At 70.2% G+C, this 26,710-nt stretch carries 26 protein-coding genes and 1 tRNA gene; 18 read left to right on the plus strand and 9 right to left on the minus strand.

The features are described 5' to 3' along the window. Positions 1-15 precede the first annotated feature (15 nt). The 4 genes from PGN23_RS15050 (at position 16) to PGN23_RS15065 (ending at position 4,848) form a co-directional block, all read left to right on the plus strand. Positions 16-1,332: an amidase family protein gene (locus PGN23_RS15050; RefSeq protein ID WP_335303821.1), complete on the plus strand. Its 1,317-nt coding sequence runs from the start codon at positions 16-18 to the stop codon at positions 1,330-1,332. A gap of 88 nt (positions 1,333-1,420) precedes the next feature. Beyond that, a complete protein-coding gene (locus PGN23_RS15055; protein ID WP_335303822.1) occupies positions 1,421-2,608 on the plus strand; it encodes an acyl-CoA dehydrogenase family protein in 1,188 nt (395 codons plus the stop codon). A 117-nt stretch (positions 2,609-2,725) separates the two neighbouring features. Next, entirely contained in the window at positions 2,726-3,853 is a 1,128-nt protein-coding gene (locus tag PGN23_RS15060) for an acyl-CoA dehydrogenase family protein (protein WP_335303823.1), read from the plus strand. An 89-nt stretch (positions 3,854-3,942) separates the two neighbouring features. Continuing rightward, positions 3,943-4,848 (plus strand): acyl-CoA thioesterase, encoded by a 906-nt coding sequence (locus PGN23_RS15065; RefSeq protein ID WP_335303824.1) that lies wholly within the window; start codon positions 3,943-3,945, stop codon positions 4,846-4,848. A gap of 7 nt (positions 4,849-4,855) precedes the next feature. On the opposite strand, the gene PGN23_RS15070 is transcribed toward PGN23_RS15065, so the two are convergent. Beyond that, positions 4,856-5,599 (minus strand): Crp/Fnr family transcriptional regulator, encoded by a 744-nt coding sequence (locus PGN23_RS15070; RefSeq protein WP_335303825.1) that lies wholly within the window; start codon positions 5,597-5,599, stop codon positions 4,856-4,858. Positions 5,600-5,796: 197 nt separating this feature from the next. After that, a tRNA-Pro gene (locus tag PGN23_RS15075) sits at positions 5,797-5,873 on the minus strand. Positions 5,874-6,040: 167 nt separating this feature from the next. Between PGN23_RS15075 and yajC the strand changes: the two genes are divergently transcribed. From yajC to PGN23_RS15095, 4 genes are read left to right on the plus strand one after another with little or no spacing between them, the layout of a single operon-like run. Continuing rightward, positions 6,041-6,382 carry a preprotein translocase subunit YajC gene (yajC, locus tag PGN23_RS15080; RefSeq protein WP_335303826.1) on the plus strand — a complete coding sequence of 114 codons (342 nt, stop codon included), beginning with the start codon at positions 6,041-6,043 and terminating at the stop codon, positions 6,380-6,382. A gap of 1 nt (position 6,383) precedes the next feature. Next, positions 6,384-7,985 (plus strand): protein translocase subunit SecD, encoded by a 1,602-nt coding sequence (secD, locus tag PGN23_RS15085; protein ID WP_335303827.1) that lies wholly within the window; start codon positions 6,384-6,386, stop codon positions 7,983-7,985. A gap of 13 nt (positions 7,986-7,998) precedes the next feature. Further along, positions 7,999-8,973, plus strand: a complete 975-nt coding sequence (gene secF / locus PGN23_RS15090; protein WP_335303828.1) for a protein translocase subunit SecF — start codon at positions 7,999-8,001, stop codon at positions 8,971-8,973. Then, positions 8,973-9,359: an Mth938-like domain-containing protein gene (locus PGN23_RS15095; RefSeq protein ID WP_335303829.1), complete on the plus strand. Its 387-nt coding sequence runs from the start codon at positions 8,973-8,975 to the stop codon at positions 9,357-9,359. Before secF ends, PGN23_RS15095 begins: the two co-directional genes overlap by 1 nt. Positions 9,360-9,609: 250 nt before the next feature. Here the strand turns inward: PGN23_RS15095 and PGN23_RS15100 are convergent, their stop codons facing one another. The 3 genes from PGN23_RS15100 to PGN23_RS15110 form a co-directional block, all read right to left on the minus strand. Then, positions 9,610-10,773: a glycosyltransferase gene (locus tag PGN23_RS15100; RefSeq protein ID WP_335303830.1), complete on the minus strand. Its 1,164-nt coding sequence runs from the start codon at positions 10,771-10,773 to the stop codon at positions 9,610-9,612. 43 nt (positions 10,774-10,816) lie between these two features. Beyond that, positions 10,817-11,497 (minus strand): PAS domain-containing protein, encoded by a 681-nt coding sequence (locus PGN23_RS15105; RefSeq protein WP_335303831.1) that lies wholly within the window; start codon positions 11,495-11,497, stop codon positions 10,817-10,819. A gap of 83 nt (positions 11,498-11,580) precedes the next feature. Beyond that, a complete protein-coding gene (locus PGN23_RS15110) occupies positions 11,581-12,405 on the minus strand; it encodes a phosphoheptose isomerase (RefSeq protein WP_335303832.1) in 825 nt (274 codons plus the stop codon). A 122-nt stretch (positions 12,406-12,527) separates the two neighbouring features. On the opposite strand from PGN23_RS15110, the gene PGN23_RS15115 reads away from it, so the two are divergent. Together PGN23_RS15115 and recN are read left to right on the plus strand one after the other, a co-directional pair. Then, complete coding sequence (locus tag PGN23_RS15115) at positions 12,528-13,514, plus strand: outer membrane protein assembly factor BamD (protein WP_335303833.1); 987 nt, start codon at positions 12,528-12,530, stop codon at positions 13,512-13,514. Between the two features lie 78 nt (positions 13,515-13,592). Then, a complete protein-coding gene (gene recN, locus PGN23_RS15120; RefSeq protein ID WP_335303835.1) occupies positions 13,593-15,245 on the plus strand; it encodes a DNA repair protein RecN in 1,653 nt (550 codons plus the stop codon). A gap of 140 nt (positions 15,246-15,385) precedes the next feature. Here recN and PGN23_RS15125 read toward each other — a convergent pair whose 3' ends face one another. Continuing rightward, positions 15,386-16,537 carry a glycosidase gene (locus PGN23_RS15125; RefSeq protein WP_335303836.1) on the minus strand — a complete coding sequence of 384 codons (1,152 nt, stop codon included), beginning with the start codon at positions 16,535-16,537 and terminating at the stop codon, positions 15,386-15,388. A 159-nt stretch (positions 16,538-16,696) separates the two neighbouring features. Continuing rightward, positions 16,697-17,572, minus strand: coding sequence for an alpha/beta fold hydrolase (locus tag PGN23_RS15130; protein WP_335303838.1), 876 nt, complete (start codon positions 17,570-17,572; stop codon positions 16,697-16,699). A 40-nt stretch (positions 17,573-17,612) separates the two neighbouring features. Between PGN23_RS15130 and PGN23_RS15135 the strand changes: the two genes are divergently transcribed. The 8 genes from PGN23_RS15135 to PGN23_RS15170 all read left to right on the plus strand — a co-directional run bounded on the left by PGN23_RS15135 (position 17,613) and on the right by PGN23_RS15170 (position 25,435). Next, positions 17,613-18,971: a protein adenylyltransferase SelO family protein gene (locus tag PGN23_RS15135; RefSeq protein WP_335303839.1), complete on the plus strand. Its 1,359-nt coding sequence runs from the start codon at positions 17,613-17,615 to the stop codon at positions 18,969-18,971. A gap of 21 nt (positions 18,972-18,992) precedes the next feature. Then, positions 18,993-20,402, plus strand: coding sequence for a succinylglutamate-semialdehyde dehydrogenase (gene astD, locus PGN23_RS15140; protein ID WP_335303840.1), 1,410 nt, complete (start codon positions 18,993-18,995; stop codon positions 20,400-20,402). 18 nt (positions 20,403-20,420) lie between these two features. Continuing rightward, complete coding sequence (locus PGN23_RS15145; protein WP_335303841.1) at positions 20,421-21,338, plus strand: DUF808 domain-containing protein; 918 nt, start codon at positions 20,421-20,423, stop codon at positions 21,336-21,338. A gap of 203 nt (positions 21,339-21,541) precedes the next feature. Next, positions 21,542-22,330: a uroporphyrinogen-III C-methyltransferase gene (gene cobA, locus PGN23_RS15150; RefSeq protein ID WP_335303842.1), complete on the plus strand. Its 789-nt coding sequence runs from the start codon at positions 21,542-21,544 to the stop codon at positions 22,328-22,330. Then, a complete protein-coding gene (locus tag PGN23_RS15155) occupies positions 22,327-22,623 on the plus strand; it encodes a DUF2849 domain-containing protein (protein WP_335303843.1) in 297 nt (98 codons plus the stop codon). The genes cobA and PGN23_RS15155 overlap by 4 nt, the downstream gene beginning before the upstream one ends. Beyond that, entirely contained in the window at positions 22,623-24,254 is a 1,632-nt protein-coding gene (locus PGN23_RS15160) for a nitrite/sulfite reductase (RefSeq protein ID WP_335303846.1), read from the plus strand. Before PGN23_RS15155 ends, PGN23_RS15160 begins: the two co-directional genes overlap by 1 nt. Next, a complete protein-coding gene (locus tag PGN23_RS15165; RefSeq protein WP_335303848.1) occupies positions 24,247-24,684 on the plus strand; it encodes a DUF934 domain-containing protein in 438 nt (145 codons plus the stop codon). Before PGN23_RS15160 ends, PGN23_RS15165 begins: the two co-directional genes overlap by 8 nt. Continuing rightward, positions 24,677-25,435, plus strand: a complete 759-nt coding sequence (locus tag PGN23_RS15170) for a phosphoadenylyl-sulfate reductase (RefSeq protein ID WP_335303849.1) — start codon at positions 24,677-24,679, stop codon at positions 25,433-25,435. The genes PGN23_RS15165 and PGN23_RS15170 overlap by 8 nt, the downstream gene beginning before the upstream one ends. A 135-nt stretch (positions 25,436-25,570) precedes the next feature. Here PGN23_RS15170 and PGN23_RS15175 read toward each other — a convergent pair whose 3' ends face one another. Then, positions 25,571-25,843 carry a tetratricopeptide repeat protein gene (locus PGN23_RS15175; protein ID WP_335303850.1) on the minus strand — a complete coding sequence of 91 codons (273 nt, stop codon included), beginning with the start codon at positions 25,841-25,843 and terminating at the stop codon, positions 25,571-25,573. A 366-nt stretch (positions 25,844-26,209) separates the two neighbouring features. Then, a complete protein-coding gene (gene ccmE / locus PGN23_RS15180; protein WP_335303851.1) occupies positions 26,210-26,647 on the minus strand; it encodes a cytochrome c maturation protein CcmE in 438 nt (145 codons plus the stop codon). Positions 26,648-26,710: the final 63 nt, after the last annotated feature.

Genomic DNA, 26,710 nt, shown 5'->3' on the forward strand with positions numbered 1-26,710 from the left:
CGCAGGAGCACGCGCATGACCGAGAAAACCGCGCTCCAGACCGCTGCCGCGATCCGCGCGGGGGAGACGAGCGCGCTCGCCGAAACCGACGCCGCGATCGCGCGGATCGAGGCGGGCGACGGCGCGCTCAACGCGGTCGTCGTGCGCGACTTCGATCGCGCGCGAAAGGCCGCGGCGGAACTGGACGCGCGGATCGCCCGGGGCTTCGACGCGACGCTGCTCGGCGTGCCGATGACGATCAAGGAAAGCTATGACGTCGCCGGGCTGCCGACGACGTTCGGCTTCACCGAACATCGCGCCTTCGTCGCGCAGGAGGATGCGGTCGTCGTCCAGCGGCTGAAGGCGGCGGGCGTCGTGGTGCTGGGCAAGACCAACGTGCCGCCCGCGCTCGCCGACCTGCAATCCGACAATCCCGTCTACGGCCGCACCCTCAATGCGATCGATCCGACGCGCAGCGCGGGCGGATCGTCGGGCGGGTCCGCGGTATCGCTCGCCGCGGGGTTCGTGCCGCTGGAGTTCGGCTCCGACATCGGCGGGTCGATCCGCGTTCCCGCCGCCTTCAACGGCGTATGGGGGCACAAGCCGACCTGGGGCGTGGTGCCCCCGGACGGCCATTTCCATCCCGGCACCGACAGCGCGCGCACCGCTTTGTCGGTCGTCGGACCGATGGCGCGCGATGCCGACGACCTCGACGCCGCGCTCGGCGTGGTCGCCGACCACCCGCTCGCGCCGGCGCGGCAACATGCGCCGGGGCAGTGGCGCGTCCTGCTGCTCACCGGGCATCCGCTGGCGACCGTCCAGCGCGCGATCGTCGATGCGCTGGAGGCGCTGGGCGAGCGTTTCGCCGCGGCGGGCGCGACGGTCGATCGCGACAGCGACCTGCTCCCCGATCTGGCGCGGCATCACGACGGCTATTGGCAGATGCTCAACATCGCCATGTCGCGCCGCGCGCCGCTGCCCGAGGGGGCCGAGCCCCCCGCGCTGGAGACGTGGCACCACCTCCACGACGAACAGGCGCGCATCCAGCGCCAGTGGCGGCGCCTGTTCACCCGCTACGACGTAGTGATCGCGCCCACCGTGGGGATGACCGCCTTCCCGCACGATCCGACCCCGCTCGCCACGCGGCAGCTGGATATCGACGGCGAGGATACCGTCTTCTTCCACCAGTTCGCCTTCCCCGGCCTCGCCACCTTCCCGATGCTGCCCGCGACCAGCGTGCGCATCGGCACCGACGCGCACGGACTGCCGATCGGGGTGCAGGTGATCGCCGATCTCTTTGCCGACCGAACCGCCATCGCCGCCGCGCGCACCGCGCAGGAGCTGACACAATGACCCCCGCTCGTGCTGAGCGCAGTCGAAGCACAGCCGCTGCGCTTGCCCTTCGACTTCGCTCAGGGCGAACGGCTGTTGGAGACCAACGATGACCACCGACCTCGACACCTTCCGCAAGGAAACTCGCGCCTGGCTGGAAGCCAACTGCCCGCCCGAAATGCGCGAGCCGATCCGCACCGAAAAGGATGCGGTGTGGGGCGGGCGCGACCAGAGCGACCTGACCCCGGCGCAGAAGCAGTGGATGGACGCGATGGGCAGCCGCGGCTGGACCGTCCCCGACTGGCCTAGGGAATATGGCGGCGGCGGGCTGTCCGCGGCCGAGACCAAGGTGCTGCGCGAGGAAATGGCCGCGATCCGCGCGCGCAACCCGCTGAACTCCTTCGGCATCTCGATGCTCGGGCCGGCGCTGCTGAAATACGGCACGGAAGCGCAGAAGAAGCGCTTCCTGCCCGAGATCGCACGCGGCGAGATCCGCTGGTGCCAGGGCTATTCGGAGCCCAACGCCGGGTCCGACCTCGCCAGCCTGGCCACCAGTGCGGAGGACAAGGGCGACCATTTCCTCGTCAACGGCCAGAAGATCTGGACCAGCTACGCCGACAAGGCGGACTGGATCTTCTGCCTGGTGCGCACCGACCGGACGAACAAGCACAACGGCATCAGCTTCGTGCTGTTCGACATGCGCACGCCGGGCGTCTCGACCAAGCCGATCCTGCTCATCAGCGGCTATTCGCCCTTCTGCGAAACCTTCTTCGACAATGTGAAGGTGCCCAAGGAGAATCTGGTCGGCGAGCTGAACAAGGGCTGGGACGTCGCCAAATACCTGCTGGGCCACGAGCGCGAGATGATCTCGGGCATGGGGCTGGGCGGCACGGGCGGCAAGAACCCGCTGGTGCTCGGCGCGCTGGCGACGATCGGCGTCGATCACGACGGCAAGCTGGCCGACCCGCTGCTGCGCGCGCAGATCGCGCTGTTCGAGGTCCGCGCCAAGGCGTTCGCGGCGCAGAGCGAGCGCTTCATCGACGAGCTGAAGGCGGGTCGTGCGCATCCCGCGCAGCCGAGCATGATGAAATATTACGGCACCGAGCTGAACAAGGCGCGCTACGAGCTGCTGATGTCGGCCGGCGGCTCCGACGAGCTGGAGTGGGAAAGCGAGGCCAGCAACGGCGGCCGCGAGGCGCGCGCGTGGCTGCGCACCAAGGCGAATTCGATCGAGGGCGGCACCAGCGAGGTGCAGCTCAACATCATCGCCAAGCGCATCCTCGAGCTGCCGGCGTAACCCCGACCCCCATCGTCACCCCGGACCTGTTCCGGGGTCCACTCATCCACCAGCGCCACGGCCAAGAGGCGCGGTAGACCCCGGAACAAGTCCGGGATGACGTACAGGACTGATGACATGCCCCTTTTCCTGAACGACGAACAGACGATGCTGCGCGACACCGCGAAGGACTTCGTCGCCGCCTCCGCCCCCGTCAGCCACATGCGCGCCCTGCGCGACGCCAACGACGCCACCGGCTTCAGCCGCGACCTGTGGAAGCAGTTCGCGGAGATGGGCTTCACCGGCATCCTGATCGGCGAGGACGCCGGCGGCCTGGGGCTCGGCCATGTCGAGGCGGGCGTGGTGCTGGAGGAGATCGGCCGCAACCTGTCGCCCTCCCCGTTCCTGTCCACCGCGGTCGCGGCGGTCGAGGCGCTGAAGGGCACCGCGCAGGCGGAGCGCTGGTTCCCCGGCATCCTGGCAGGCGAGACGGTCGCCGCGCTCGCGATCGACGAGGGCGCCAAGCATCGCTCGACCGTGGAGATGAAGGCGGAGCGCGCCGGCAACGGCTTCCGCCTGACCGGCAAGAAGCAGTTCGTGACCCACGGGCATGTCGCCGATCTGCTGATCGTCGCCGCGCGCACCGCCGGCAGCGCCGCGGACGAGCAGGGGGTGACGCTGTTCGCCGTCCCCAAGGATGCCGCCGGCTTGACCGCGACGCCCGAGCGCCTGGCCGACGCCAGCCTCGCCGCGCGGATCGCGTTCGACGGGGTCGAGGTGGATGCCGATGCGGTGATCGGCGAGGTGGACGCGGGGCGCGATCCGCTGAACCGCCTGCTGCGCGCGGGGCGCACCGGCGCGGCGGCGGAGATGCTGGGCGTCGGCGGCGGCGCGATGGACATGACCGTCAGCTATCTGAAGGAGCGCAAGCAGTTCGGGACGCTGATCGGCAGCTTTCAGGCGCTCCAGCACCGCGCCGCGCATCTCTATTCGGAGATGGAGGTCGCGCGCGCCGCGGTGCTGAAGGCGCAGCAGCTGCTCGACGCCGGCGACGACCGCGCGATGCAGGCGGTGTCGGTGGCCAAGGCGATGACCGGCCTCGCCACGACGCTCAGCGTCCAGGAAGGCGTCCAGATGCACGGCGGCATGGGCATGACCGACGCGTTCGACATCGGCTTCTACATGAAGCGCGGGCGCGTGCTGGCGGAGATGTTCGGCGATTCGAACTTCCACGCCGACCTGCTGGCGACCACCGCGGGCTATTGACCCCGCATATGCTCCTGCGCACGCGGGAGCCCAGGATGACGAACGCGACGCCTGCGGCCCTGGGCTCCTGCGTGCGCAGGAGCACGTAGATGACCGATACGCCCCCCACCCCCGCCGCGCTCGCCGCCGACCTCGTCGACCTGCTCGACGTCGAGGAGATCGACACGGATCTGTACCGCGGGCGGCGCTCGGCGGGGGGCGTGGGGCGCGTGTTCGGCGGGCAGGTCATCGCGCAGGCGCTCCAGGCCGCGCAGCGCTCGACCGATGGCGCAGGCGAGAGCGACGGCAAGATCGCGCATTCGCTCCACGCCTATTTCATGCGCGCCGGGTCGGAGGATCATCCGATCATCTACCGCGTGGTGCGCGATTTCGAGGGGCGCAGCTTCGCCACGCGCCGCGTGATCGCGATGCAGCGCGGGCAGCCCATCCTGAACATGGCGGCCTCGTTCCAGCTGCCAGAGGACGGCTATCACCATCAGGACCGCATGCCCGACGTCCCCCCGCCCGAGTCGCTCAGGACCGAGGCGGAGCTGCGCGCCGCCGACAGCGCGCATGTCGAGGAGCGCTTCCGCAAGCAGCTGACGCGGCCGCGCCCGATCGAGATCCGTCCGGTCTATCCGCGCAAATGGTTCAGCCCGACGCCGGCCGATCCGGTCCAGCACAGCTGGTTCCGCGTCGTCGCGCCGGTGGGCGACGATCCCGCCGTGCACCGCGCGATCGTCGCCTATGCCAGCGACATGGCGCTGCTGGGGACGTGCATGCTGCCGCACGGCGTCAACTGGACCACGCCGGGGTTCCAGAGCGCGAGCCTCGACCACTCGCTGTGGCTGCACGAGCCGGTGCGCGCCGACGAATGGATGCTCTACGCCACCGACAGCCCCTGGGCGGGCCATGCGCGCGGCATGAACCGCGGCAGCATCTTCACCGCGGACGGGCGGCTGGTCGCGACGGTGGCACAGGAAGGCCTGATCCGGATGCGCAAGCCGCGGGGGTGAGCGCCGCTTACCCCACCACCAACGGCTGGTAATCCGCGAGTCGGGACAGCGCGGGCACGTCGATCAGCCCGACCTCGCGCTCGCGCAGCGTGACCAGCCCCTGCTGGCGCATCGCCTGGAGCGTGCGATTGACGTGGACGCTGGTCAGCCCCAGCGCATCCGCCAGCATCTCCTGCGTCAGCGGCATCTCGAACCGGGTGCCGTCGCCCAGCCCCGCGAGCCGCAGTCGGTCGCGCAATTCCAGCAACAGATGCGCGAACCGCTCCAGCGACGATTGCCGCCCCACGCGCGCCACCGCGTTGAAGAGGTGCTGGAGCATCAGCGCGGCGTGGCGGCGCACCGCTTCCTGCAACATGGATTCCGCCGGGGCCGCCGGGGTATCGAGCTCGATCAGCGTCACCGGGGTGAGCGCCAGGAGCGACGCGGTCAGCGGGCCCCCTGGCCCCAGGCCGACGATATCCCCCGGCACCAGCAGATGCTCGATCTGCCGCCGCCCATCGTGGAAGTGCCGCGCGAACGCCGCCCAGCCCGACTGGATCGCCAGCGTCGTCCCCGGACATTCGCCATCGCGCAGGATCTCGCGGCGGGCGCGGATCGTCCGCATCGGCATGCGCCGGATGCCCAGTCCGATCGCGTCCGCCACTCCGGGCATCAGCGCATTCAACCGGCAGCGCAGCGGATCCACGATCGGCCGCGCCCGCCCCGGCCGGCTTGCGGCGATCATCGCCCCGCTCCGTGCCGCGCTCGACATCCAGGCGTCATCTCGATCTCCCGTCGATCCACCCCGCCCCTGCGCCACTAACCCCGAACGGAGTGACGCCGTAAATATAACAGGTTGGGAAAAGGGCTTAAACCGGATCAACCGCCCCGCGTCCGCCGGGAGGCGCGCGCGCGACGAAGCCCGTGCGCCGCACGGCCACGCGCTTCGAAACCGACGATGTCGTGAATTGGTCGGGGCGACAGGATTCGAACCTGCGACCCCCACACCCCCAGTGTGATGCGCTACCAGGCTGCGCTACGCCCCGACCGAAGGCGCGCTCCTACGCGCGCTGTTGCGGCAATGCAAGGCCCGTGGCGCCGCGAAGACATATGGGCGAAGACGCATGGATTGCGCCGTCGCGCGTGCGATGATAGCGGCAGCGGCTTCGCGGACGGCATCGGTCGCCCGCTCCATGGCCATGCACGGAATTCCATGCTCATCTCTCCAGCCTATGCGCAGACCGCGGCGGGTGCCGCCAACTCCGGCGGCGGGCTCGCCGGTTTCCTCGGCCTCGCGCCGCTGTTCCTCGTCTTCATCGTCTTCTATTTTCTGATGATCCGTCCGCAGCAGCGGCGGATGAAGGCGCTGCAAAGCGCGGTGGCGGGCGTGAAGAAGGGCGACTCGGTCGTCACCGCCGGGGGCCTGATCGGGCGCGTGACCAAGGTGGAGGACGCCGTGGTCGAGGTGGAGATCGCCCCCAACACCCGCGTGCGCGTGGTGAAGGCGACGCTGGCGGAAGTCACCCCGCTCGGCGGCAAGCCGGCGAACGACTGACATGCTCGATTTCCCCCGCTGGAAGGTCACCGCCATCTGGCTGGTGCTGGCGATCCTGGTGTCGCTGTCGATCCCGAGCTTCCTGCCGGAGCGCGTGACGCAGGGCTGGCCGTTCACGCCGCCGCGGATCAACCTGGGGCTCGACCTCGCCGGCGGCAGCTATCTGCTGCTGGAGGCGGATACCAACGACGTCGCCGCGACCCGCGTCGAGGCGATGCGCGAGCAGGTCCAGACCGAGATGCGGCGGCAGAATCCGCGCATCGAGATCGGCGAAATCTCCAGCCGCAACGGGCAATTGTCGTTCCTGTTGCGCGATCCGTCGCAGGTCGACGCCGCACGCGAGCGGCTGCTGTCGATCACCGGCACCGGCGCGGGCATGACCGGGCAGCGGCAATGGGACATCCAGGTGGTGGATTCGAGCCGCTTCGTGCTCACCCCGACCGCCGCGGGCCTGGCGCAGGCGGTCGATACCGCGATGGGCGACGCGACCGAGGTCGTGCGCCGCCGCATCGACGAGCTGGGCACGCGCGAGCCGACGATCATCCGCCAGGGCGCGAACCGCATCGTCGTGCAGGTGCCGGGCCTGCAGGACCCGCAGGCGCTGAAGAACCTGCTGGGCAAGACCGCCAAGCTGGAATTCAAGCTGGTCGACACCAACGCCGACCCGGCGGGCCTCGCCAGGGGACAGGCGCCCGCGGGCAGCCAGGTGCTGCCCTATCCCAACAATCCCTCGGGCATCCCCTTCATCGCGGTGAAGCGCTCCGCGATCATCACCGGCGACATGCTGGCCGACGCGCGGCAGGAGTTCGAGCCGACGACCAACGCGCCGCAGGTGTCGATCACCTTCGACAGCCAGGGCGGGCGTCGCTTCGCACGCGTGACGCAGGAAAACGTCAATCGCCCGTTCGCGATCATCATCGACAATTCGGTGATCTCCGCGCCCAACATCAACGAGCCGATCCTGGGCGGCCGCGCCTCGATCAGCGGCGGCTTCACCACCGACAGCGCCAACCAGCTCGCCATCGCGCTGCGCTCGGGCAAGCTGCCGGTCGATCTGAAGATCGTCGAGGAATCGACCGTCGGCCCCGACCTGGGCGCCGATTCGATCCGCGCCGGCATCCTCGCCTCCGCGATCGCGGTGGCGCTGGTGGTGGCGTTCATGCTCGTCACCTACGGCCGGTTCGGCGTCTATGCGAACCTGGCCGTCGTCATCAACGTGTTCGTCATCCTGGGCGTGCTGGCGCTCATCAACGGCACGCTGACGCTGCCGGGCATCGCCGGCTTCGTGCTGACGATCGGCACCGCGGTCGACGCCAACGTGCTCATCAACGAGCGTATCCGCGAGGAGCGGCACCGCGGGCGCGGCGTGGTGCAGGCGGTGGAGCTGGGCTACAAGGAGGCCAGCCGCACCATCTTCGAGGCGAACGTGACTCACGCCATCTCGGGCATCATCATGTTCTTCCTCGGCTCCGGCCCGGTGAAGGGCTTCGCGGTCGTGCTGCTGATCGGCATCGCCACCAGCGTGTTCACTGCGGTGCTGTTCACCCGGATGCTCGTCGCGGGCTGGCTACGCCGCACGAAGCCCAAGACGATCAATATCTGAGGCGGGACGTCAGATGAAACTTCTCAAGCTCGTCCCCGACGACACGAACATCGATTTCGTCCGGCTGCGCGGCTGGGCCTTCGGGCTCACCCTGCTGCTCAGCGTGCTGGCGGTGGGCGTCACCTTCTACAAGGGGCTGAACTTCGGCGTCGATTTCGAAGGCGGCCTGATGATCGAGGAACGCTTCGCACAGAAGCCGGACCTCGATCAGGTCCGTGCCGTCGTCGATGCGCAGGGCGTGGGCGAGGCCGCGCTCCAGCAGTTCGGCGACCCGCGCACCATCACCATCCGCCTGCCCGTCCAGCAGGGCGGCGACGAAGGCGCGACCAACGCCGCGGTGAAGAAGATCGAGGCCGCGCTGGCGCAGCGCTTCCCCGGCGCGGAGTTCCGCCGCTATTCGACCGTGTCGGGCAAGGTATCGGGCGAGCTGATCCGCAACGGCCTGCTCGCGGTGGTGCTGGCGATCCTGGGCATCGGCCTGTTCGCGATCTTCCGCTTCGAATGGCAGTTCGGCGTGTCGACAATCGTCGCGATCGTCCACGACCTGCTGATGACGCTCGGCTTCTTCGCGCTGACGCAGTTCGAGTTCGACCTGAACATCGTCGCCGCGGTGCTGACCATCATCGGCTATTCGATCAACGACAAGATCGTGATCGACGACCGCATCCGCGAGAACATGCGCCGCTATCGCAAGATGGAGATGCGCGACATCATCAACCTGTCGGTCAACGAAACGCTGCCGCGCACTGTCATGACCTCGGTCACGATCCTGCTGGCGCTGTTCGCGCTGCTGTTCCTGGGCGGGCATGTGCTGCGCGGGTTCACCGCGGCGATGATCCTGGGCATCGTGGTCGGCACCTATTCATCGATCTACGTCTCGTCCTCGCTGCTGATCTCGCTGGGCCTGCGTGCCGAGCCCGAGGCGGCCGACAAGGCGCGCCCGGCGAACAGCGTCGAGGGTGCCGAGCGGGTCGGTCCGCGCACCTGATGCGGATCGACCGCGACCGTCCCGCCGCCGGGCCGCTGGTGCGCGGCTTCGGCGCCGGCGGCTTCAAGGTGGACGCGCCGGACGGCACGATGGGCGTCTATCCCGCGCTGCTGCTGACCGCGACGCGCGCCGATACGTGGTCCCCCCCGCCGATCGAGGCGTTGGACGAAGCGGCACTGGCGCCGCTGCTGGGTGAGCCGATCGAGTTCATCGTGCTCGGCACGGGCGAGAATGTGCGCCGCCCCCCGCGCGCGTTGGTGAGCGCGCTGGAGGAACGGGGCATCGGTATCGAGCCGATGGACAGCCGCGCCGCGGCCAAGGCCTGGGGAATCCTGCGCGCCGAGGATCGCCGCGTCGCCGCCGCGCTGTACCCGCTCGGCTCCTAAGGGTCCTCCCGTAGAAGGCAGGGTTCGGGGTGGTGGGAGGCCGGGTGATACGGACACCGCGATCCGAGTCCGATCCGCACCGCCAAGCCTCCACCCACCCCCGGCCCCTTCCTTGAAAAGGAGGGGAGCTACTCCCCCCGCACTGGCCACTCCTTGACCGGGTGCCGCCCCGCGGTGGGCCGTCGCATCGCCGTAGTGGATACCGTCATCGTCCAGCCCGGCCGCACCGTGCGCCGGCGCCGCCGGTGCTTCAACCACGACCCGTGCGATGCCGGTGAACCAGGCTAGCGAGATGTTCGTGCAGCGCCGCCGCATTCGCCGCCCACGTGAACCGCTCCGCCGCGGCGCGCACCGCAGCGCGTGGCGGCGGAGCGGCGATCAGGTCGCCGATCGCGCCGGCGAAGGCGACCGCGTCACGCGCCACGATCCGTCCCACGGCGGGCGTCGTCACCACTTCCCGCGCGCCGCCGGCATCGGCGATGACGATCGGCGTCCCGCAGGCGAGCGATTCGACCCAGGCGTTGGCCAGCCCCTCCGACGCGGAGGCAAGCGCCATGACATCGGCATCGGCCAGGATCGCGGGCAAGTCACGGTGCGCGACCGCGCCGGTCAGGTGGACGCGCCCTGCGACCCCCAGCCGCCGGGCCAGCGCCATGAGCCGCGCGCGCTCCGGCCCTTCCCCCACGATCGACAGCGTCACGCCGGGGAGCCGTGCGATAGCCGCGATCACCACGTCATGCCCCTTGCGCGGGATCAGCGCGCCCAGCGACACCACGTGCGGCGCCCCTCGCCGCCGCTCGACCGGCACGAAGCGGTCGAGATCGACCCCGGTGCGATGCACGCGCACCCGTGCCGGATCGATGCCGAGCGCCGCCATGTCGTCGCGCATCGCCGCGCTCACCGCGAGCAATCCGTCCGCCGCCGTGGCCGACGCGCGAACCTGCCCGCGCGTGGCGCCCTGCCGAGCCCAGAAATGAATGTCCGCGCCGCGCGCCTTGATCGACACCGGCACGTCGTATCGCCGCCCCAGCGCCACCGCCGCCGGTCCATCGGGGAAGAAGAACGACGCGTCGATCGCGTCGAACGGCGCCTCGCGCCACAGGTCGTCCAGCACCGGCCGCAGCGCGCGCGCCAGCAACGGCGCGTGCCACCGCCCGCGCGTCGCGGGGATCGCCGCGAACCGCGGGCGCGCCACCGGCAGCCCGTGCCACGTCTCCCGCGGCGGCAGGGTCGCCAGCGCATGGTGACGCGCCGCGCGCGGCAGCGGCCATGGCGGCAGTCCGACCGGCGCCACCACGCGCACCGATACGCCGTCGCGCGCCGCCAGCGCCTGCGCCTGCCGCTCCACGAACACGCCGAAGGTCGGCCGCGTCGCGTCGGGAAACAGCGTGGAAAGCGTGACGACCCGCAACATGGCGCAGCTTCTACCCGAGGCGGGTAAGCGCCGCGTGAACGCGCTAGACCCCGTCCGCCGCGGTCAGGTAGCGCCACATCGCTTTCGACCCCTTCTCGGTCAGCTGCACCATGACGCGGCGGCGATCGACCGGGTCCGGCGCACGCCGCACGTATCCGCGGTCGACCAGCATCGCGATCTGGCGCAGTGCGGTGGTCAGCGGCGCGCCGGACGCCACCGCCAGACTGGTGGTATAGGCGTTCTGCCCGTCGACCTCCTGGATGAAGAGGTCGAGCAGCAGGTCGAACGCCGGCTCGCCGTACATGTCGTCGCCGAAATGGTCCTGCCGCAGCCGCCGCCGCGTCAGGATCTGCACCGCGGCGCGGCGGACGATCACGCGCGGATCGTCGGGCACCGCGTCGCCCATCGGCTCGACGGTCGCGATCAGCTGCCGCCGCTGCGCCGCGCCGAACAGGCTGATGTGGCTGGTCATCCACAACAGCCGTCCGTCCACCGTGCAGAAGCGCTGGCGCATCCCCACCGACGCACCGTCCCGCATCAGCCGATCGAGATGCTCGCGCACGAAATCGCGATCGTCCGCGTGGGTGAGGTCGAGCAGGTCGCGCCGCAGCAGTTCGTCGCGCCCATAACCCAGCGCGTCGACGAACGCCTGGTCCGCGTCGACCAGCCGCCAGCGATCATCCGCCAGCCAGCTCATCAATCGCCGCGACCGAGCCCGATCCATCCGCTTGTCAATCCCCGGTTACCGTACCATCCGAGCTGGAGCGATTAACCTGCATCACGCCGCGTTCACAGCGTTTTCGGATGCTATCGGAAACTTGCGCCGACATAGGCGAAGAGCAGATCGGCATCGGCGGAGGCGTGCAGTTCCTCCGGCCCCTCGACCAGCACGCACTCGCCGGCCTTCCACGCCACCCCGGCGACGACGCCCTCTCCCCTGATCGGCACCAGCCAGCCCTGCCTGCCCTCGGGCAACTCGATCATCCGCTTGCCCCCGGTCCAGCGCTCCAGCACGAACTTCGGCCCGTTGACCAGGATGATGCGTCCGGGCGCGATCTCGCCGGGTGCCTCGGGCGCGACATAGGGGGTCAATTCGGCGACCGCGACGCCGTCGTCCAGATGCAGTTCGCGCGGACGACCGTAATCGAACAGGCGATACGTCGTGTCCGAATTCTGCTGCACCTCGATCACGGTGAGCCCCGCGCCGATCGCGTGGATCACGCCGGAGTGCGAATAATAGAAGTCGCCCGCCTTCACCGGCTTCCAGTCGAGCTTGTGCTCCAGGCTGCCGTCCTCCGCCGAGGCGCGCAGCTCCTCGCGTGTCATCGGCCTGAGCGGCCCAATCGCGATCGTCGAATCGGGCTCCGCGGTCAGCACGGTCCAGCATTCGTCCTTGCCGCGCGGCAGGCCGCGCTTGTGCGCCTCCTCGTCCGACGGGTGATTCTGCACCGACAGCTTCTCGCTGGTGAAGAGGTATTTGATGAGCAGTTCCGGCTCCTCGGGGTGCGGCGACTGGAACCACACCTCGCCGATCGGCTCCGCGTCGGGCGCGGGGTCGGGAAAGCCGGGATACAGGTGATGCCGGCCCCAGGGCTTCTCGACGCGCTTCGTGGCGAGCAGGGTGGCGGGCATTCGAACTCCTGTGGCTGGACGCGATCGTCGCGGACATCAACGCGCACCCCGGCCTGCCCGCTCCGCATGGTCGCGCAAAAGCCGTTGTTCGCGGCCCGCTCTCTACGCTAAGAGCCGGGCCGATGCGTACCCCCCTTTTCCGCCCGCTCACGCTCGGGCTCCTCGCCGCGCTCGCGCTTCCCGTCACCGGTTGTGCGCGTAACAGCGCCAAGGGCGACCTGCCCTATGTCGCGCGCGACGTCGGCACGCTGTATTCCGCCGCCAAGCAGCGGCTGGACCAGGGCCGCTACAAGGAAGCCGCCGCGCTGTTCGACGAGGTGGAGCGCCAGCACCCCTATTCGGTATGGGCCCGCCGGGCGCAGCTGATGGGTGCGTTCAGCTATTATCTGAACCGCGATTACACGCAGGCGATCCAGGGCGCGCAGCGCTTCCTGTCGGTCCACCCCGGCAACCGCGACGCGCCTTATGCCTATTATCTCGTCGCGATGAGCTATTACGAGCAGATCAGCGACGTCAGCCGCGATCAGAAGATCACGCAGCAGGCGCAGGATTCGCTGGGCGAGTTGATGCGGCGCTATCCCAACACCCGCTATGCCGCGGATGCGCGGCTGAAGCTGGACCTGGTGCGCGACCATCTGGCGGGCAAGGAGATGGAGGTCGGCCGCTTCTACGAGCGTCGCCGCCAGTGGCTCGCCGCGACGCTGCGCTTCCGCCGCGTGATCGACCAGTATCAGACGACGACGCATACGCCCGAGGCGCTGATGCGGCTGACCGAGACATATCTGGCGCTGGGCGTCCGCGACGAGGCGCGCAAGGCCGCCGCGGTGCTGGGCGCGAACTATCCCGGCACCGACTGGTACCAGCGCGCCTACAAGCTGATGGGGGAAAATCCCGCGACGCCGATCGCGCCGCTGGCACCGGGCGAGACGGTCGTCCCGCCGCCGCCGCGTCCGCAGGTCGAGGTGCTGGAGCCGCTGCCCGAGGGCGCGGCCAAGCCCGCCGCGCCGGCCCCGGCCCCGCCCACCCCGACGACGACCGGGGGCGACAACCCCGCCGGTGCGACGGGGGCGACCGGGGGCACGCCGGCGCCGGGGCTGCCGCCGGCCTGACGTCGGGCGTTCCAACCCGCCGTCAGAGAACAAACAGGGTAAACACCCGCCTCTTTTGCGGCTAAGGAGCGCGCGACCATGCTGACCGCGCTATCCATCCGTGACGTCGTGCTGATCGAGGCGCTGGACCTGGAGTTCGGCCCCGGGCTGGGCGTGCTGACCGGCGAGACCGGGGCGGGCAAATCGATCCTGCTCGACGCGCTCGGGCTCGCGCTGGGGCGGCGCGGCGAAACCTCGCTGGTGCGCAGCGGCGCGGCGCAGGCGGTGGTGACCGCCACCTTCGACGCGCCTGCGGGCGTCGCGGACCTGCTGACCGGCAACGGGCTGGAGATCGACGCCGGCGAGCCGCTGATCGTGCGCCGTATCGTGAAGGCGGACGGCGGCAGCCGCGCCTTCGTCAACGATCAGCCCGCCGCCGCCGCGCTGCTGCGCGAGATCGGCGCGATGCTGGTCGAAATCCACGGCCAGCACGACGATCGCGGGCTGCTGGCGGCGACCGGGCACCGCGCGCTGCTCGACGCCTATGCAAAGGGCGGCACGCGCGAGGTGGCGCAGGCGCATGCCGCATGGCGCGCCGCGACGGCGGCGCTGGACGAGGCCCGCGACGGTATCGCCGCGGCACGGCGCGACCGCGAGTGGCTGGAGCATGCGGTCGGCGAACTGACCACGCTGGCGCCCGAACCGGGCGAGGAGGAGGCGCTCGCCGAGCGCCGCCGCACGATGCAGCGCGCGGAGAAGATCGCCGACGATCTGAATGCGGTCAGCGGACATCTGGAGGGCAGCGGCGGCGCGCTGACGCATCTGCGCCAGGCCGCGCGTGTGCTGGAGCGGATCGCGGAGGATCATCCCGCGCTCGGCGAGGCATTGGCCGCGGTCGACCGCGCGGTGATCGAGGGCGCGGTGGCCGAGGAAAAGCTGCGCGACGCCTCGATCGCGCTGATGCACGATCCGCGCGCGCTGGAGGACGACGAGGAGCGATTGTTCGAGCTGCGCGCGATGGCGCGCAAGCACCGCGTCCAGCCCGACGAGCTGGCGGCGCTGGCGGACGATCTGCGCGGGCGACTGGAACGGCTCGACGCGGGCGAACAGGGGCTGGCCGGGCTGGAGGCGCGCGTCGCCACCGCGCGCGCCGCCTATGAGAAAGCCGCCGCGGCGCTGAGTGCGATCCGCAGCGCGGCCGCCGCGCGGCTGGACGCCGCAGTGGCCGCCGAGCTGGCCCCGCTCAAGCTGGACGCGGCGCGTTTCCGCACGGTAGTCGCCCCGCTCGACGAGCGCGACTGGTCGGCGGCGGGGCGCGACCGGGTGGAGTTCGAGATCGCGACGAACCCCGGCGCGCCGTTCGGCCCGCTGGCGAAGATCGCGTCGGGGGGCGAATTGTCGCGCTTCATCCTGGCGCTGAAGGTCGCGCTGGCGGAGGAAGGCGGGGCGGCGACGATGATCTTCGACGAGATCGATCGCGGCGTCGGCGGCGCGGTCGCCTCCGCGATCGGCGACCGGCTCGCGCGGCTGGCGACGGCGACGCAATTGCTGGTGGTGACCCACAGCCCGCAGGTCGCCGCACGCGGTGCGACGCACCTGCTGATCGCGAAGTCGAGCGACGGCACCGTGACGCGCACCGGCGTCCGCCCGCTCGACGCCGGCGAACGCCGCGAGGAGATCGCGCGGATGCTGTCGGGCGCGACCGTCACCGACGAGGCGCGCGCGCAGGCGGAGCGGCTGCTGGCGGGCTGATGGAGCCCTTCCCCTTCAGGGGAGGGGTTGGGGTGGGGTGGAGACCTCGTGAAACGACTCGTCCCGCGCTCGCGGATCCGTATCGGGGTCACGCCACCCACCCCCGGCCCCTCCCTTGAAAGGGAGGGGAGAAAGACGCCTCACTCCGCCGTCACCGCCCCCTTCGCCACGTGCGTGATGCGGCACGCGAGGTCGGCCTCCCCGCTTGCCACCACCCAATGCGCGCCACCGTCCGCGATACCCGTCGTGAAGACGACGTCGTCGAGGTACATCCGCTCCTTCATCGCCTCCGTCAGCGCGGGCGCTGGCTCCAGCAGCGGCGTGTGGCTGGTCGCCAGCGCCACCGACGGATCGTCGCGGTCGAGCAGCGTCCAATAGGTGCGATAGATGCCGACGACGCCCGACGGCTCAACCCCGTGCCACAGGGTAAGCCACCCTTCGCGCCCGTCGACCTGCGCCAGCACCGGCGGCGCGCCGCCGCCCATCCGCGCGGTGGCGGTCGTCGCCGCATGCGCGCGGAGGCCGGGGCGGTCGTGCGGCTTCCAGTGGAGCGCGTCGGGCGAGGTGGCGAGGTTGATCGACGGCCCCGATCGCCATTCGCTGTCGGGCGGATAGGCGAAATACAGATCGCCGAGCGGCCGCGTCTGCGCCCAGAACCTGCCCTGCACCTTCCCCTCGAAGATCAGCATGTCCTTGTTCTGGTGATCGAGGACGATCCCCTCCAGCGTCCAGTCGAGCGCATCGTCGCTGGTGTAGAGCGTGGTCGAGTGCCGCTCCGGACTGACCGAACAGGTGGTCATGTAATAGCGCCCGTCGACACGGCTGATCCGCGCATCCTCGACGCCGTAGCATTGGTAGGACGCACGCGGCGCGATCGCGCGGTCGTAATGGACCGCCACCACGCTCCTGCCCTCGCCGTCGAGCTCGACCGGCAGCAGCCACGACAGCGAGGTGAGCGCCATCACCCGCCACCCGCCGCCGCGCATCATGAACTTGCGCGGATCGGACGTATCGACCAGCGCCAGCGGCCAGGCGTCGAGGCGATAGCCGCCCCCATCCGCATCGCCCGACCAGCGGATCGCGTGGATCCTGCCATCGGCGATCGGGTGGCGCAGCGCCTCCGCGACGCGCACCATCAGCAGCAGATTGCCGTTCGGCAGCCGCGTCATGCCGGGGTTGAACGCGCCGAGCACATAGGTCTCCGCATCGATCCGGCCCGCCAGCGGCGATCGCGACAGGTCGACGTCGTCGGGTCCGAAGATCAACGCGTCGTACAGATGCTCCACCGTCATGCCGGGCCTCACTCCTCGTCCTGCAAGAAGCGGCTGATCGTCAGCCGCCGGACCGCCGCGCGGCACCCGGATGACGGCGGCACGACCGTGTGCGCGTCGGAAGAATCGATCATGTCGGCATCCTCGTGCGGCCGGGAGTGTCCGCTCGAGACGCCCCAGCTAAGCGGGTTGTTCCGGGGACGCGCGCAAGGTCGCCTCGATCGCGGCGACCGCCTCCGGCTCGTCCAGCGTGGGCGCATGGCCGACGCCGGGCAGCGTCAGCAGCGCCCCCTGCGGCAGCGCCTCGACCATGCGCCGCGCCGTTGCCGCGGACAGGATGTCGGAGCGCCCGCCGCGCACGACCAGCACCGGGACCCCCGCCAGCGCGGCCAGCGCGCGCCACATGTCCGGCCCCGCCTCCCCGCCGGGCAGGCGGAACGGCTCGGCGATCTTCATGTCGTAGTCCAGCACGATCCGGCCCGCGGAATTGAGCCGGTACAGCCGCTTGGCCATCGCCAGCCATTGCTCGATCCCCCAGTCGGGATAGGCGTCGGCGTTCATTTCCTGCACCCCGCGCGCGGCGTGCATCCAGGTCGGCCAGGTGCTCGACCTGCCGACATAGCCGCGGATGCGGGCGAGGCCCGCCGCCTCGATCTCCGGCCCGACGTCGTTGAGCACGGCGGCGGCGATCCGCCCCGGCAGCATCCCCGCCAGCAGCATGGTGACGATCCCGCCCAGCGACGTGCCGATCGCGACGAAGCGGTGGATCTTCTCCTCCTCCAGCAGCGCCACCACGTCCTGCGCATAGGTCAGCGGGACATAGGTCATCGGGTCCCTGGCATAGCCGCTCTCGCCGCGACCGCGGAAATCGACCGCGATCACGCGCCGCGTCGCGGACAGCGTGGCGGCCAGCGTCGCGAAGTCGCGCGCGTTGCGGGTCAGCCCGGCCATGCAGACGACCGGGGGTGCGTCGCTCTCCGCCGGGCCGGGATAATCGCGCGCGTGAAGCCGGATGCCATCGGCGGACCACCAGAACAGATCCCGATATTCGGACATGCGTGTTGCGCCCCTCGCCAAGCCGCCCCCATATCGCGGCATGGCTTTCGACCCGCAAGCATATCGACCCGAGCGGACCATCCTGACGCTCGGCGACGCCTTCTACGATCCCGTCGCCGCCGCGGACTTTCCGGACGCGCGGCTGCGCTGGCGCAACGACCGCGCCGCGGCGGAGGTGGGCGCGGGCACGCTCGACGATGGGGAGTGGGTGCGCCATTTCGGCCGCTTCGCCCCCCTGCCCGGCTCGCTCGATCGGCCGCTGGCGCTGCGCTATCACGGCCACCAGTTCCGCACCTACAACCCGGAGCTGGGCGACGGCCGCGGCTTCACCTTCGCGCAACTGCGCGATCGGAACGGCCGGCTGATGGACCTCGGGACCAAGGGTTCGGGCCAGACGCCGTGGAGCCGCTTCGGCGACGGCCGCCTGACGCTGAAGGGCGGCGTGCGCGAGGTGCTGGCGAGCGAGATGCTGGAGGCGCTGAACGTCCCCACCTCGCGCACGTTCTCGCTGATCGAGACCGGCGAGGCGCTGGAGCGCAACGACGAGCCCTCCCCCACGCGCTCGGCGGTGCTGGTGCGGCTCAGCCACGGGCATATCCGCATCGGCACGTTCCAGCGGCTGGCGTATCTGCGCGACGAGGACGGGCTGCGACGGCTCACCGCCTACGCCCTGCAAGAGCTGTATGGCGAGGACGGCGACGATCCCGTCCGGCTGCTGGCGCTGGTGGTGGAGCGCACCGCGCGGCTGGCGGCGCGCTACATGGCGGCGGGGTTCGTCCACGGCGTGCTGAATACGGACAATATCAACGTCACCGGGGAGAGCTTCGACTACGGCCCGTGGCGGTTCGCGCCGACGTGGGACCCCGGTTTCGTCGCCGCCTATTTCGACCAGACCGGGCTTTACGCCTTCGGCCGGCAGCCCGAGGCGATCCACTGGAACGCGATGCAGCTGGCGGTCGCGCTTCGGCCGCTGGTCGAGGCCGAGCCGCTGATCGCCGAGCTGGACCGCTTCCCCGCGCTCTACCAGCCCGCCGTCACCGCGGCGATCCTGTGGCGGCTGGGGCGGACGCCCCGGTCTGCGGACGAGGATCGCGCGCTGGTGCAGGAGGTGGAGCGCGCGCTGCGCATCACCGGGGTCGGCATCGACCGCTTCTTCTTCGATGCCTTCGCACAGGCGCCGCCCGACAGCTACGGCAGCGAATGGGATGCCGCGCGCGCGCTGCTGGACCGCCATGCCCCGCGCGCGGCGCGCGACCACGAATACTGGCGCGGCAGCCCGCGATCGATGCTGATCGAGGAGGTCGAGGCGATCTGGCACGCGATCGCACAGGCCGACGACTGGACACCGTTCCACGATACCGTCGCGCAGATCCGCGCGATGGGCGTTGCACTCGCGTAATGGCCCTCTAGAAAAGACGGCATGGCAGACCTGATCTCCTACGAACCCGCGACCGGCGCGGAGCTGTGGCGCGGGCCGATCGGCGATGTCGAGCTGGAGGTGGCGACCGCGCGCGACGGGTTCATGCCGTGGGCGTCGCGCTCGCTGGCCTATCGGATCGAGACGCTGCGCCGCTTCGCCAACGTCGTGCGCCAGCGCGCCGAGCCGTTCGCCGACGTGATCGCGCGCGAGACGGGCAAGCCGCTGTGGGAGGCGCGCACCGAGGTCGACAGCGTCATCGCCAAGGTCGACATCTCGGTCACCGCTTATGCCGAGCGGACCGCGCAGCGCCGCATGGACGCGCCGATGAACAGCCGCATCGCGCTGCGCCACAAGCCGCATGGCGTGCTGGCGGTATTGGGGCCGTACAATTTCCCCGCGCATCTGCCCAACGGCCATATCGTCCCCGCGCTGATCGCGGGCAATGCGGTCGTCTTCAAACCGTCGGAAAAGACCCCGGCGAGCGGCATCTTCCTGGTCGACTGCCTCTATGCCGCCGGCGTGCCGGAGGAGACGGTGCGCGTCCTGATCGGCGGCCCGGCGGAGGGGCGCGCGCTCGCCGCCCACCCCGATATCGACGGGCTGCTGTTCACCGGCTCCGCGCGCACGGGGATCGCGCTCAACCGCCAATATGCGGAGATGCCGGAGAAGATCCTCGCGCTGGAGATGGGCGGCAACAACCCCATCGTGGTATGGGACACCCCCGACCTGCACACCGCCGCGGTGCTGGTGGCGCAATCCGCCTTCACCAGCGCCGGGCAGCGCTGCACCGCCGCGCGCCGGCTGATCGTCGACCAGCAGCTGGCCGACGCGCTGCTCGCCGAACTGTCGAAGCTGACCGCGCGGCTGATCCTGGGCGCGCCGCACGACACGCCGCAGCCGTTCATGGGGCCGGTCATCGACAACGAGACCGCCGATGGCCTGACCGAAAGCTTCCTGACGCTGCTGATGAAGGGCGGCCGCCCGATCCGCCACATGGCGCGCCCCGATCCGGCGCGCCCGTTCGTCACCCCCGGCATCATCGACGTCACCGATCTGGTCGAGCGACCCGATGTCGAGCTGTTCGGCCCGCTGCTCCAGGTCGTGCGCGTCGACGATTTCGACGCCGCCATCGCGGAGGCGAACAACACCCGCTACGGCCTGTCGGCGTCGCTGATATGCCAGACGCCGGCCCTGTTCGACCGCTTCTGGGCCGGTGCGCGCGCCGGCATCGTCAACTGGAACAAGCCGACCAACGGCGCATCGTCCTCCGCGCCGTTCGGTGGCATCGGCTGGTCGGGCAACCACCGGCCGAGCGCCTATTACGCCGCGGACTATTGCGCCTATCCCGTCGTCTCGAACGAGGCGGAGGCGGCGCGCGCGGCGATCGGCATCGGGCTGGCGGACGGCTGAACACGACAGGGATTCTTCATGGCAAGTGGACTGGTCGCGCTGCTGGACGACATCGCGGGGCTGACCCGGCTGGCCGCCGCCTCTCTCGACGACGTGGGTGCCGCGGCGAGCAAGGCGGGGGTGAAGGCGGCGGGGGTCGTGGTGGACGATACCGCGGTCACGCCGCGCTACGTCACCGGCCTGTCGCCCAAGCGCGAGCTGCCGATCATCGGCAGGATCGCGCTGGGATCGATCCGCAACAAGCTGCTGTTCCTGCTGCCCGCCGCGCTGATCCTGAGCGCGGTCGCCCCCTGGGCGCTGGCCCCGCTGCTGATGCTGGGCGGCGCGTTTCTCTGCTTCGAGGGCGCGGAGAAGGTGCTCGAAGCGATCGGCGGCCATCACGCCCCGATGGAGGAGGATGTCGTCACCGACCCCGTCGCGCTGGAGAATCAGAAGGTTGCCGGCGCGATCCGCACCGACTTCATCCTGTCGGCCGAGATCATGGTGATCGCCCTGCGCGAGGTCAGCGACTATGCGCTGCCGATGCAGGCGATCACGCTCGCGGTGGTCGCCATCGCGATCACCGCGGGCGTCTACGGCGTCGTCGCGCTGATCGTGAAGGCGGACGATGTCGGCCTGTACCTCGCGCAGCGCCGGTCCGGCGTGGCGCGCCGCGTCGGTCGCGGGCTGGTGAAGGGCGTGCCCTATCTGATGAGCGTGCTGTCGGTGGTCGGCACCGCCGCGATGATCTGGGTCGGCGGCGGGCTGCTGCTCCACAGCGCGGAAGAGATCGGCTTCGGCGGACCCGCGCACTGGGTCCACCATGTCGCGGAAGGGGCCGGCGGCGGCGCGATCGGGTGGATCGTCAACGCCGCGCTGTCAGGCGTGCTGGGGCTGATCGTCGGCGCGATCATCGCGTGGGTGGTGCACCAGGTCGCGAAGATGCGCGGGCATTGAGGGCACCACCGTTCCCGTCATTCCCGCGAAGGCGGGAATCCATAGACGCTGCCGCTGCGGCCCTTTCGATGACCTGCGCGTATGGATTCCCGCCTTCGCAGGAATGACGGCCGTTTCGGGCGCTGCCGTCACAAAACCTCTCCTACGCCGCCGCCAAGCATCGCTGGTTTGCCGTTCCGCATCGACGCGCCCATCTCCACCCCATGGCAACCTTGCTCGATCCCGATGCGCGCGGCCGCGTCATCCTCGTCGGAGCCGGTCCCGGTGATCCCGGGCTGCTCACCGTTCGCGCGGTCGACGCGCTGCGCAGCGCCGATGTCGTCGTCCACGATGGGCTGATCGACCCGCGCGTGCTCGACATCGCGCCCCCCGGCGCCCAGCGCATCTCGGTCGCCAAGCGCCGCGCGCGTCATACGCTGCCGCAGGAAGCGATCAACGCGCTGATCGTCGCGCATGTCATGGCGGGCAGCGTCGTCGTCCGGCTGAAGGGCGGCGACCCGTTCATCTTCGGCCGCGGGGGCGAGGAAGTCGAGGCGGTGCGCGCCGCCGGGCTGACCGTCGAGGTGATCCCCGGCGTGTCCGCCGCGCTCGGCTGCGCCGCGGAGGCGATGCTGCCGCTCACCCACCGCGACCACAGTTCCGCGGTCAGCTTCGTCGCGGGCCAGTGCAAGGGGCTGTCGGAGCAGGACTGGTCCGGCCTCGCCGGTCAGGGCCGCACGCTCGTGATCTACATGGGGGTCGCGACGGCGGAGGCGATCGCCGACAAGCTGATCGCGGACGGTGTCGCCCCCGACATGCCGGTCGCGGTGCTGGAAAAGGGTACGCTCCCCGGCCATCGCGCGCTCCGGACGATGCTGGCGGACCTGGGCGCCATGGTGGCGCGCGAGAATGTGGCCAGCCCCGCGATCATCGTTGTGGGCGAGGTCGTCGAACTGTCGGATGCGGAGGACAAGCTGGCCTCCTACGCGAAGGTAGCGGAGAATATGTCGTGAAGCTGGTGACGGGCAACGATCTGGCGAGCGGCGACGTGATCTGGTGGACCGGCAGCGACTGGTCGCGCCACATCGAGGAAGCGCGCGACGCGGGCGACCGTGCCGAGGCGATCGCGCGCGAGGAGGAGGCGGCGCGGCGCGTCAACGGCCCCTATGTCATTGCCGCGACCGACACGCCCGAGGGTCCGCGCCCGGCGCATATCAAGGACCGCATCCGCGCGCTCGGCCCCACCGTGCGCCCCGACCTGACGTTGAAGCCCGCGGATGCCTCCGCCGGAAGCTGGGTGATCTGATGTACAAGTATGACGAATACGATCAGGCGATCGTCGATGCGCGCGTCGACGAGTTCCGCGACCAGGTGAAGCGCCGCCTGGCGGGCGAGATCACCGAGGATCAGTTCAAGCCGTTGCGGCTGATGAACGGCCTGTATCTCCAGCTGCACGCGTACATGCTGCGCGTCGCGGTGCCCTATGGCACGCTCGACAGCCGGCAGATGCGGATGCTGGCGCATATCGCGCGCACCTACGACCGCGGCTACGGCCATTTCACCACGCGGCAGAACATCCAGTACAATTGGATCAAGCTGGACCAGGCGCCCGACATCCTCGCCGAGCTGGCGACGGTCGAGATGCACGCCATCCAGACGAGCGGCAATTGCATCCGCAACATCAGCTCCGACCAGTATGCCGGCGCCGCCGCGGACGAGGTGACCGACCCCCGCCCCTGGGCCGAGCTGCTGCGCCAGTGGAGCACCTTCCACCCCGAATTCAGCTACCTGCCGCGCAAGTTCAAGATCGCGGTGATCGCCGCGGACGAGGATCGCGCCGCGATGCGGCTCCACGACATCGGCATCCAGCTTTTGGAGCGTAACGGCGTATTGGGTGCGAAGATCTTCGTCGGCGGCGGCATGGGGCGCACCCCGATGATCGCGCCGGAGATCAAGGACTTCGTCACCGCCGGGGACCTGCTCAGCTATCTGGAGGCGTGCCTGCGCGTCTACAATCGCTATGGCCGGCGCGACAATATCTACAAGGCGCGGATCAAGATCCTGATCCACGAGCTGGGCGCGGACGAATACCGCCGCCAGGTCGAGGAGGAGTTCGTGCAGGTGAAGGCGCTGGGGATCGATCCCCCCGCCGCCGAGCTGGCGCGCATCACCGCGATGTTCGCGCCGCCGGCCTATGCCGCGGACGCGCCGAGCGATCTCGACCGCAGCGACCCCGATTTCGCGGTCTGGCTCGACCAGAACGTGAAGCCGCACAAGGCGCCGGGCCATGCGATTGTCAACATCTCGCTCAAGCCCGTCGGCGGCATCCCCGGCGACGCCTCGGCGGACCAGATCGACGTGATGGCGGATCTGGCGCAGCGCTACGGCCATGACGAACTGCGCGTCACCCATGCGCAGAACATCGTCCTGCCGCACGTCCGCATCGCCGATCTGAAGGCGGTGTGGGAGGCGCTGGTGGAGGCGCGGCTGGCCGAGGCGAACCTCGACCTCATCAGCGACATCATCGCCTGCCCCGGTCTGGATTATTGCAGCCTCGCCAACGCGCGCTCGATCCCCGTGGCGCAGAAGATCGCGCAGCGCTTCGCCGATCCGGCGCGGCAGCGCGACCTGGGCGAGCTGAAGCTGAAGATCTCGGGCTGCATCAACGCCTGCGGCCACCATCATGCCGGGCACATCGGCATCCTGGGCGTCGATAAGAAGGGCACCGAGAACTATCAGCTGCTGCTGGGCGGATCGGGCGCGCAGGACGTGTCGCTCGGCAGGATCACCGGCCCCGGTTTCGACGAGGACGGCGTGGTCGACGCGATCGAGCGCGTGACCGACAAGTACGTCCAGGTGCGCGAAGAGGGCGAGCGGTTCGTCGACACCTACCGCCGCGTCGGCATGGAGCCGTTCAAGGAGGCGATCTATGGTTGAGGTGCCCGCCCACCTGCTGTTCCGCGAGGATACCCCGCACGAGGAGCCGGCGGTGACGCTCGACGCGTTCCTGGCCGATCAGTCGAACGCGACCGCGGTGCGGATCGAGCCCGGCGACGACGCGCGCCAGCTGATCCCGCTGCTCGACCGGATCGCGCTGATCGAGGTGTCGTTCCCGACCTTCCGCGACGGGCGCGGCTATTCGGTCGCGCGCATCCTGCGCGAGGCGGGCTATGCCGGCGAGCTGCGCGCGGAGGGCGACGTGCTGGTCGACCAGATCCCGCTGATGCGCCGCTGCGGCTTCGACAGCTTCGCGCCGCAGGCGGCGGTCGATGCCGCGACGCTCGCGCGCTCACTCGACCGCTACGACCATGTCTATCAGAAGGCCGCCGATGGCGCGGTCCCGGTGTGGAAACTGCGCCATGGGTGAAGCCGCCCGCACGCTCGACATGATCGACGTCCGTCCCGTCTTCACCGCGGAGGATGCCGCCGCGATGGAGGCGCGCTTCGCCGGGGTCGCAACGCAGGACATGCTGCGCGAATTGCTGCAGGGCGAGCTGAAGGGCCGCATCGCCGCGGTGTCGTCGTTCGGGGCCGAGTCGGCGGTGTTGCTGCACATGATCGCGTCGGTCGACACCGACGTGCCGGTCATCTTCACCAATACGCAGAAGATGTTCGGCGAAACCCTCGCTTACCGCGACGAACTGTCGGAGCGGCTGGGCTTCACCGACCTGCGCGTATTCCGCCCCGACCCGCGGCTGCTGCGGCTGAAGGACGACAAGGGGCTGCGCTGGTCCTACGACCCCGACGGCTGCTGCGACCTGCGCAAGGTGGAGCCGCTGCGCCGCGCGCTGCTGCCGTTCGACGCCTGGATCTCGGGCCGCAAGGGTTTCCAGGCGAAGACCCGCGCCGCATTGCCGCGATTCGAGGCGGACGAGGGCCGGTTGAAGATCAACCCGCTGGCGTCATGGGACAAGGCCCGCCTCGACGCCTATTTCGACGCGCACGACCTGCCCCGCCACCCGCTGGAGGCGCAGGGCTATCTCTCGATCGGCTGCGCGCCCTGCACCTCCAAGGTACGCCCGGGCGAGGACCCGCGCGCCGGTCGCTGGCGCGGCTGGGACAAGGTGGAATGCGGCATCCACGTGCCCGAGAAGCCGGGCGAGGAACCGGCGTTCTGATCGTCGCCCCCCGTCACCCCGGACTTGTTCCGGGGTCGAGGGTTCAGCACGCATCACCGTCGTTCGGCGCGGAAAACCCTGGATGCCGGAACAAGTCCGGCATGACGGCTCGGGGATGACACCGCGAGTGGACCTCTACCGTCCGATCCCCGCCCGCTGCATCGCCAGAAAGCGATCCACCAGCGCCAGCCGCGCCGCGATCTCGCGCCCATAGGCCGACCCCGGCGGCGACAGCGCCAGCGCGCGGCGCCAATAGCGTTGCGCCTCTGCCGCATCCCCGGCGCGCACATAGGCCAGCCCGAGATAATAGCGCGGCGCGGGATGCTCCGGCGCCAGCCGCGCCGCCTGGCGGAACGCGAGCAGCGCGGGCGGCGTCACCTGATCCTTCGCATCCGCCGCCAGCGTCACCCCCCGCCCAGGTCCACAGGATGAAGCTGCGCGGCAGTCGCGACAGTCCGCCCATCACCGCGCGCGCCGCCGACGCGGTATCGCCGCTGCGCGTCATCGCGTCCGCCGCGACGAGATAGGCGGCATCCTGCGTGTAGCGGCCCAGCAGCATGTCGCGCAGCGCGATCTCGTCCGGGTCGATCTCCGCCATCGTGGTACGGGCCTGCGCGGGCGCGGCCTCCAGCGAGGGCCGCCCCTGCCACGCATAGCCGATCGCGCCCAGGAACAGCGCCGCGCCCACCGTCGACCACAGCAGCCGGCCGAGCCCCAGCAGCACCATCGCGCCGAACGCCCCCACCCCCAGTACCGCGAGCGCGACGAAGCCCATCACCTGGCCTCCAGCGTCTTCGTCTCGTGCATCTTTCCCGCCATCTGGGGGGGCATGTACTTCTCGTCGTGCTTGGCGAGCAGGTTGGTCGCGACGAACGAAGCGTCGGGCCGGAAATGCCCCTCCGCCACCACGCCCGACCCTTCGCGGAACAGGTCGGGCGCGATCCCCGCGAAGCGCACCGGCGTCGTCGCCTTCCCATCGGTGACGACGAAGTCGATCGTGACGCCGTCGGCCGCACGCCTGATCGACCCGCGCTCCACCATGCCGCCCAGCCGCACCGCCTCGTCCGGGGCCGGCAACCGCGCCGCGACATCGGACGGCGCGTAGAAGAACGCCGCCTGATCCTTCAGCCCGGACAGCGCCAGCAGCGCCGCCGCGACGATCGCGCCCAGCCCCAGCAGGACGAGCGTCAGCCGCTGGTTCTTGCGCGTCACTTCTCGGCCCGCCGCATCGCGCGCCACGCCAGCAACGAGACGACACCCGTCCCCGCGATCACC

This window comes from Sphingomonas adhaesiva, from assembly GCF_036946125.1.
GTDB lineage: Bacteria > Pseudomonadota > Alphaproteobacteria > Sphingomonadales > Sphingomonadaceae > Sphingomonas > Sphingomonas adhaesiva_A.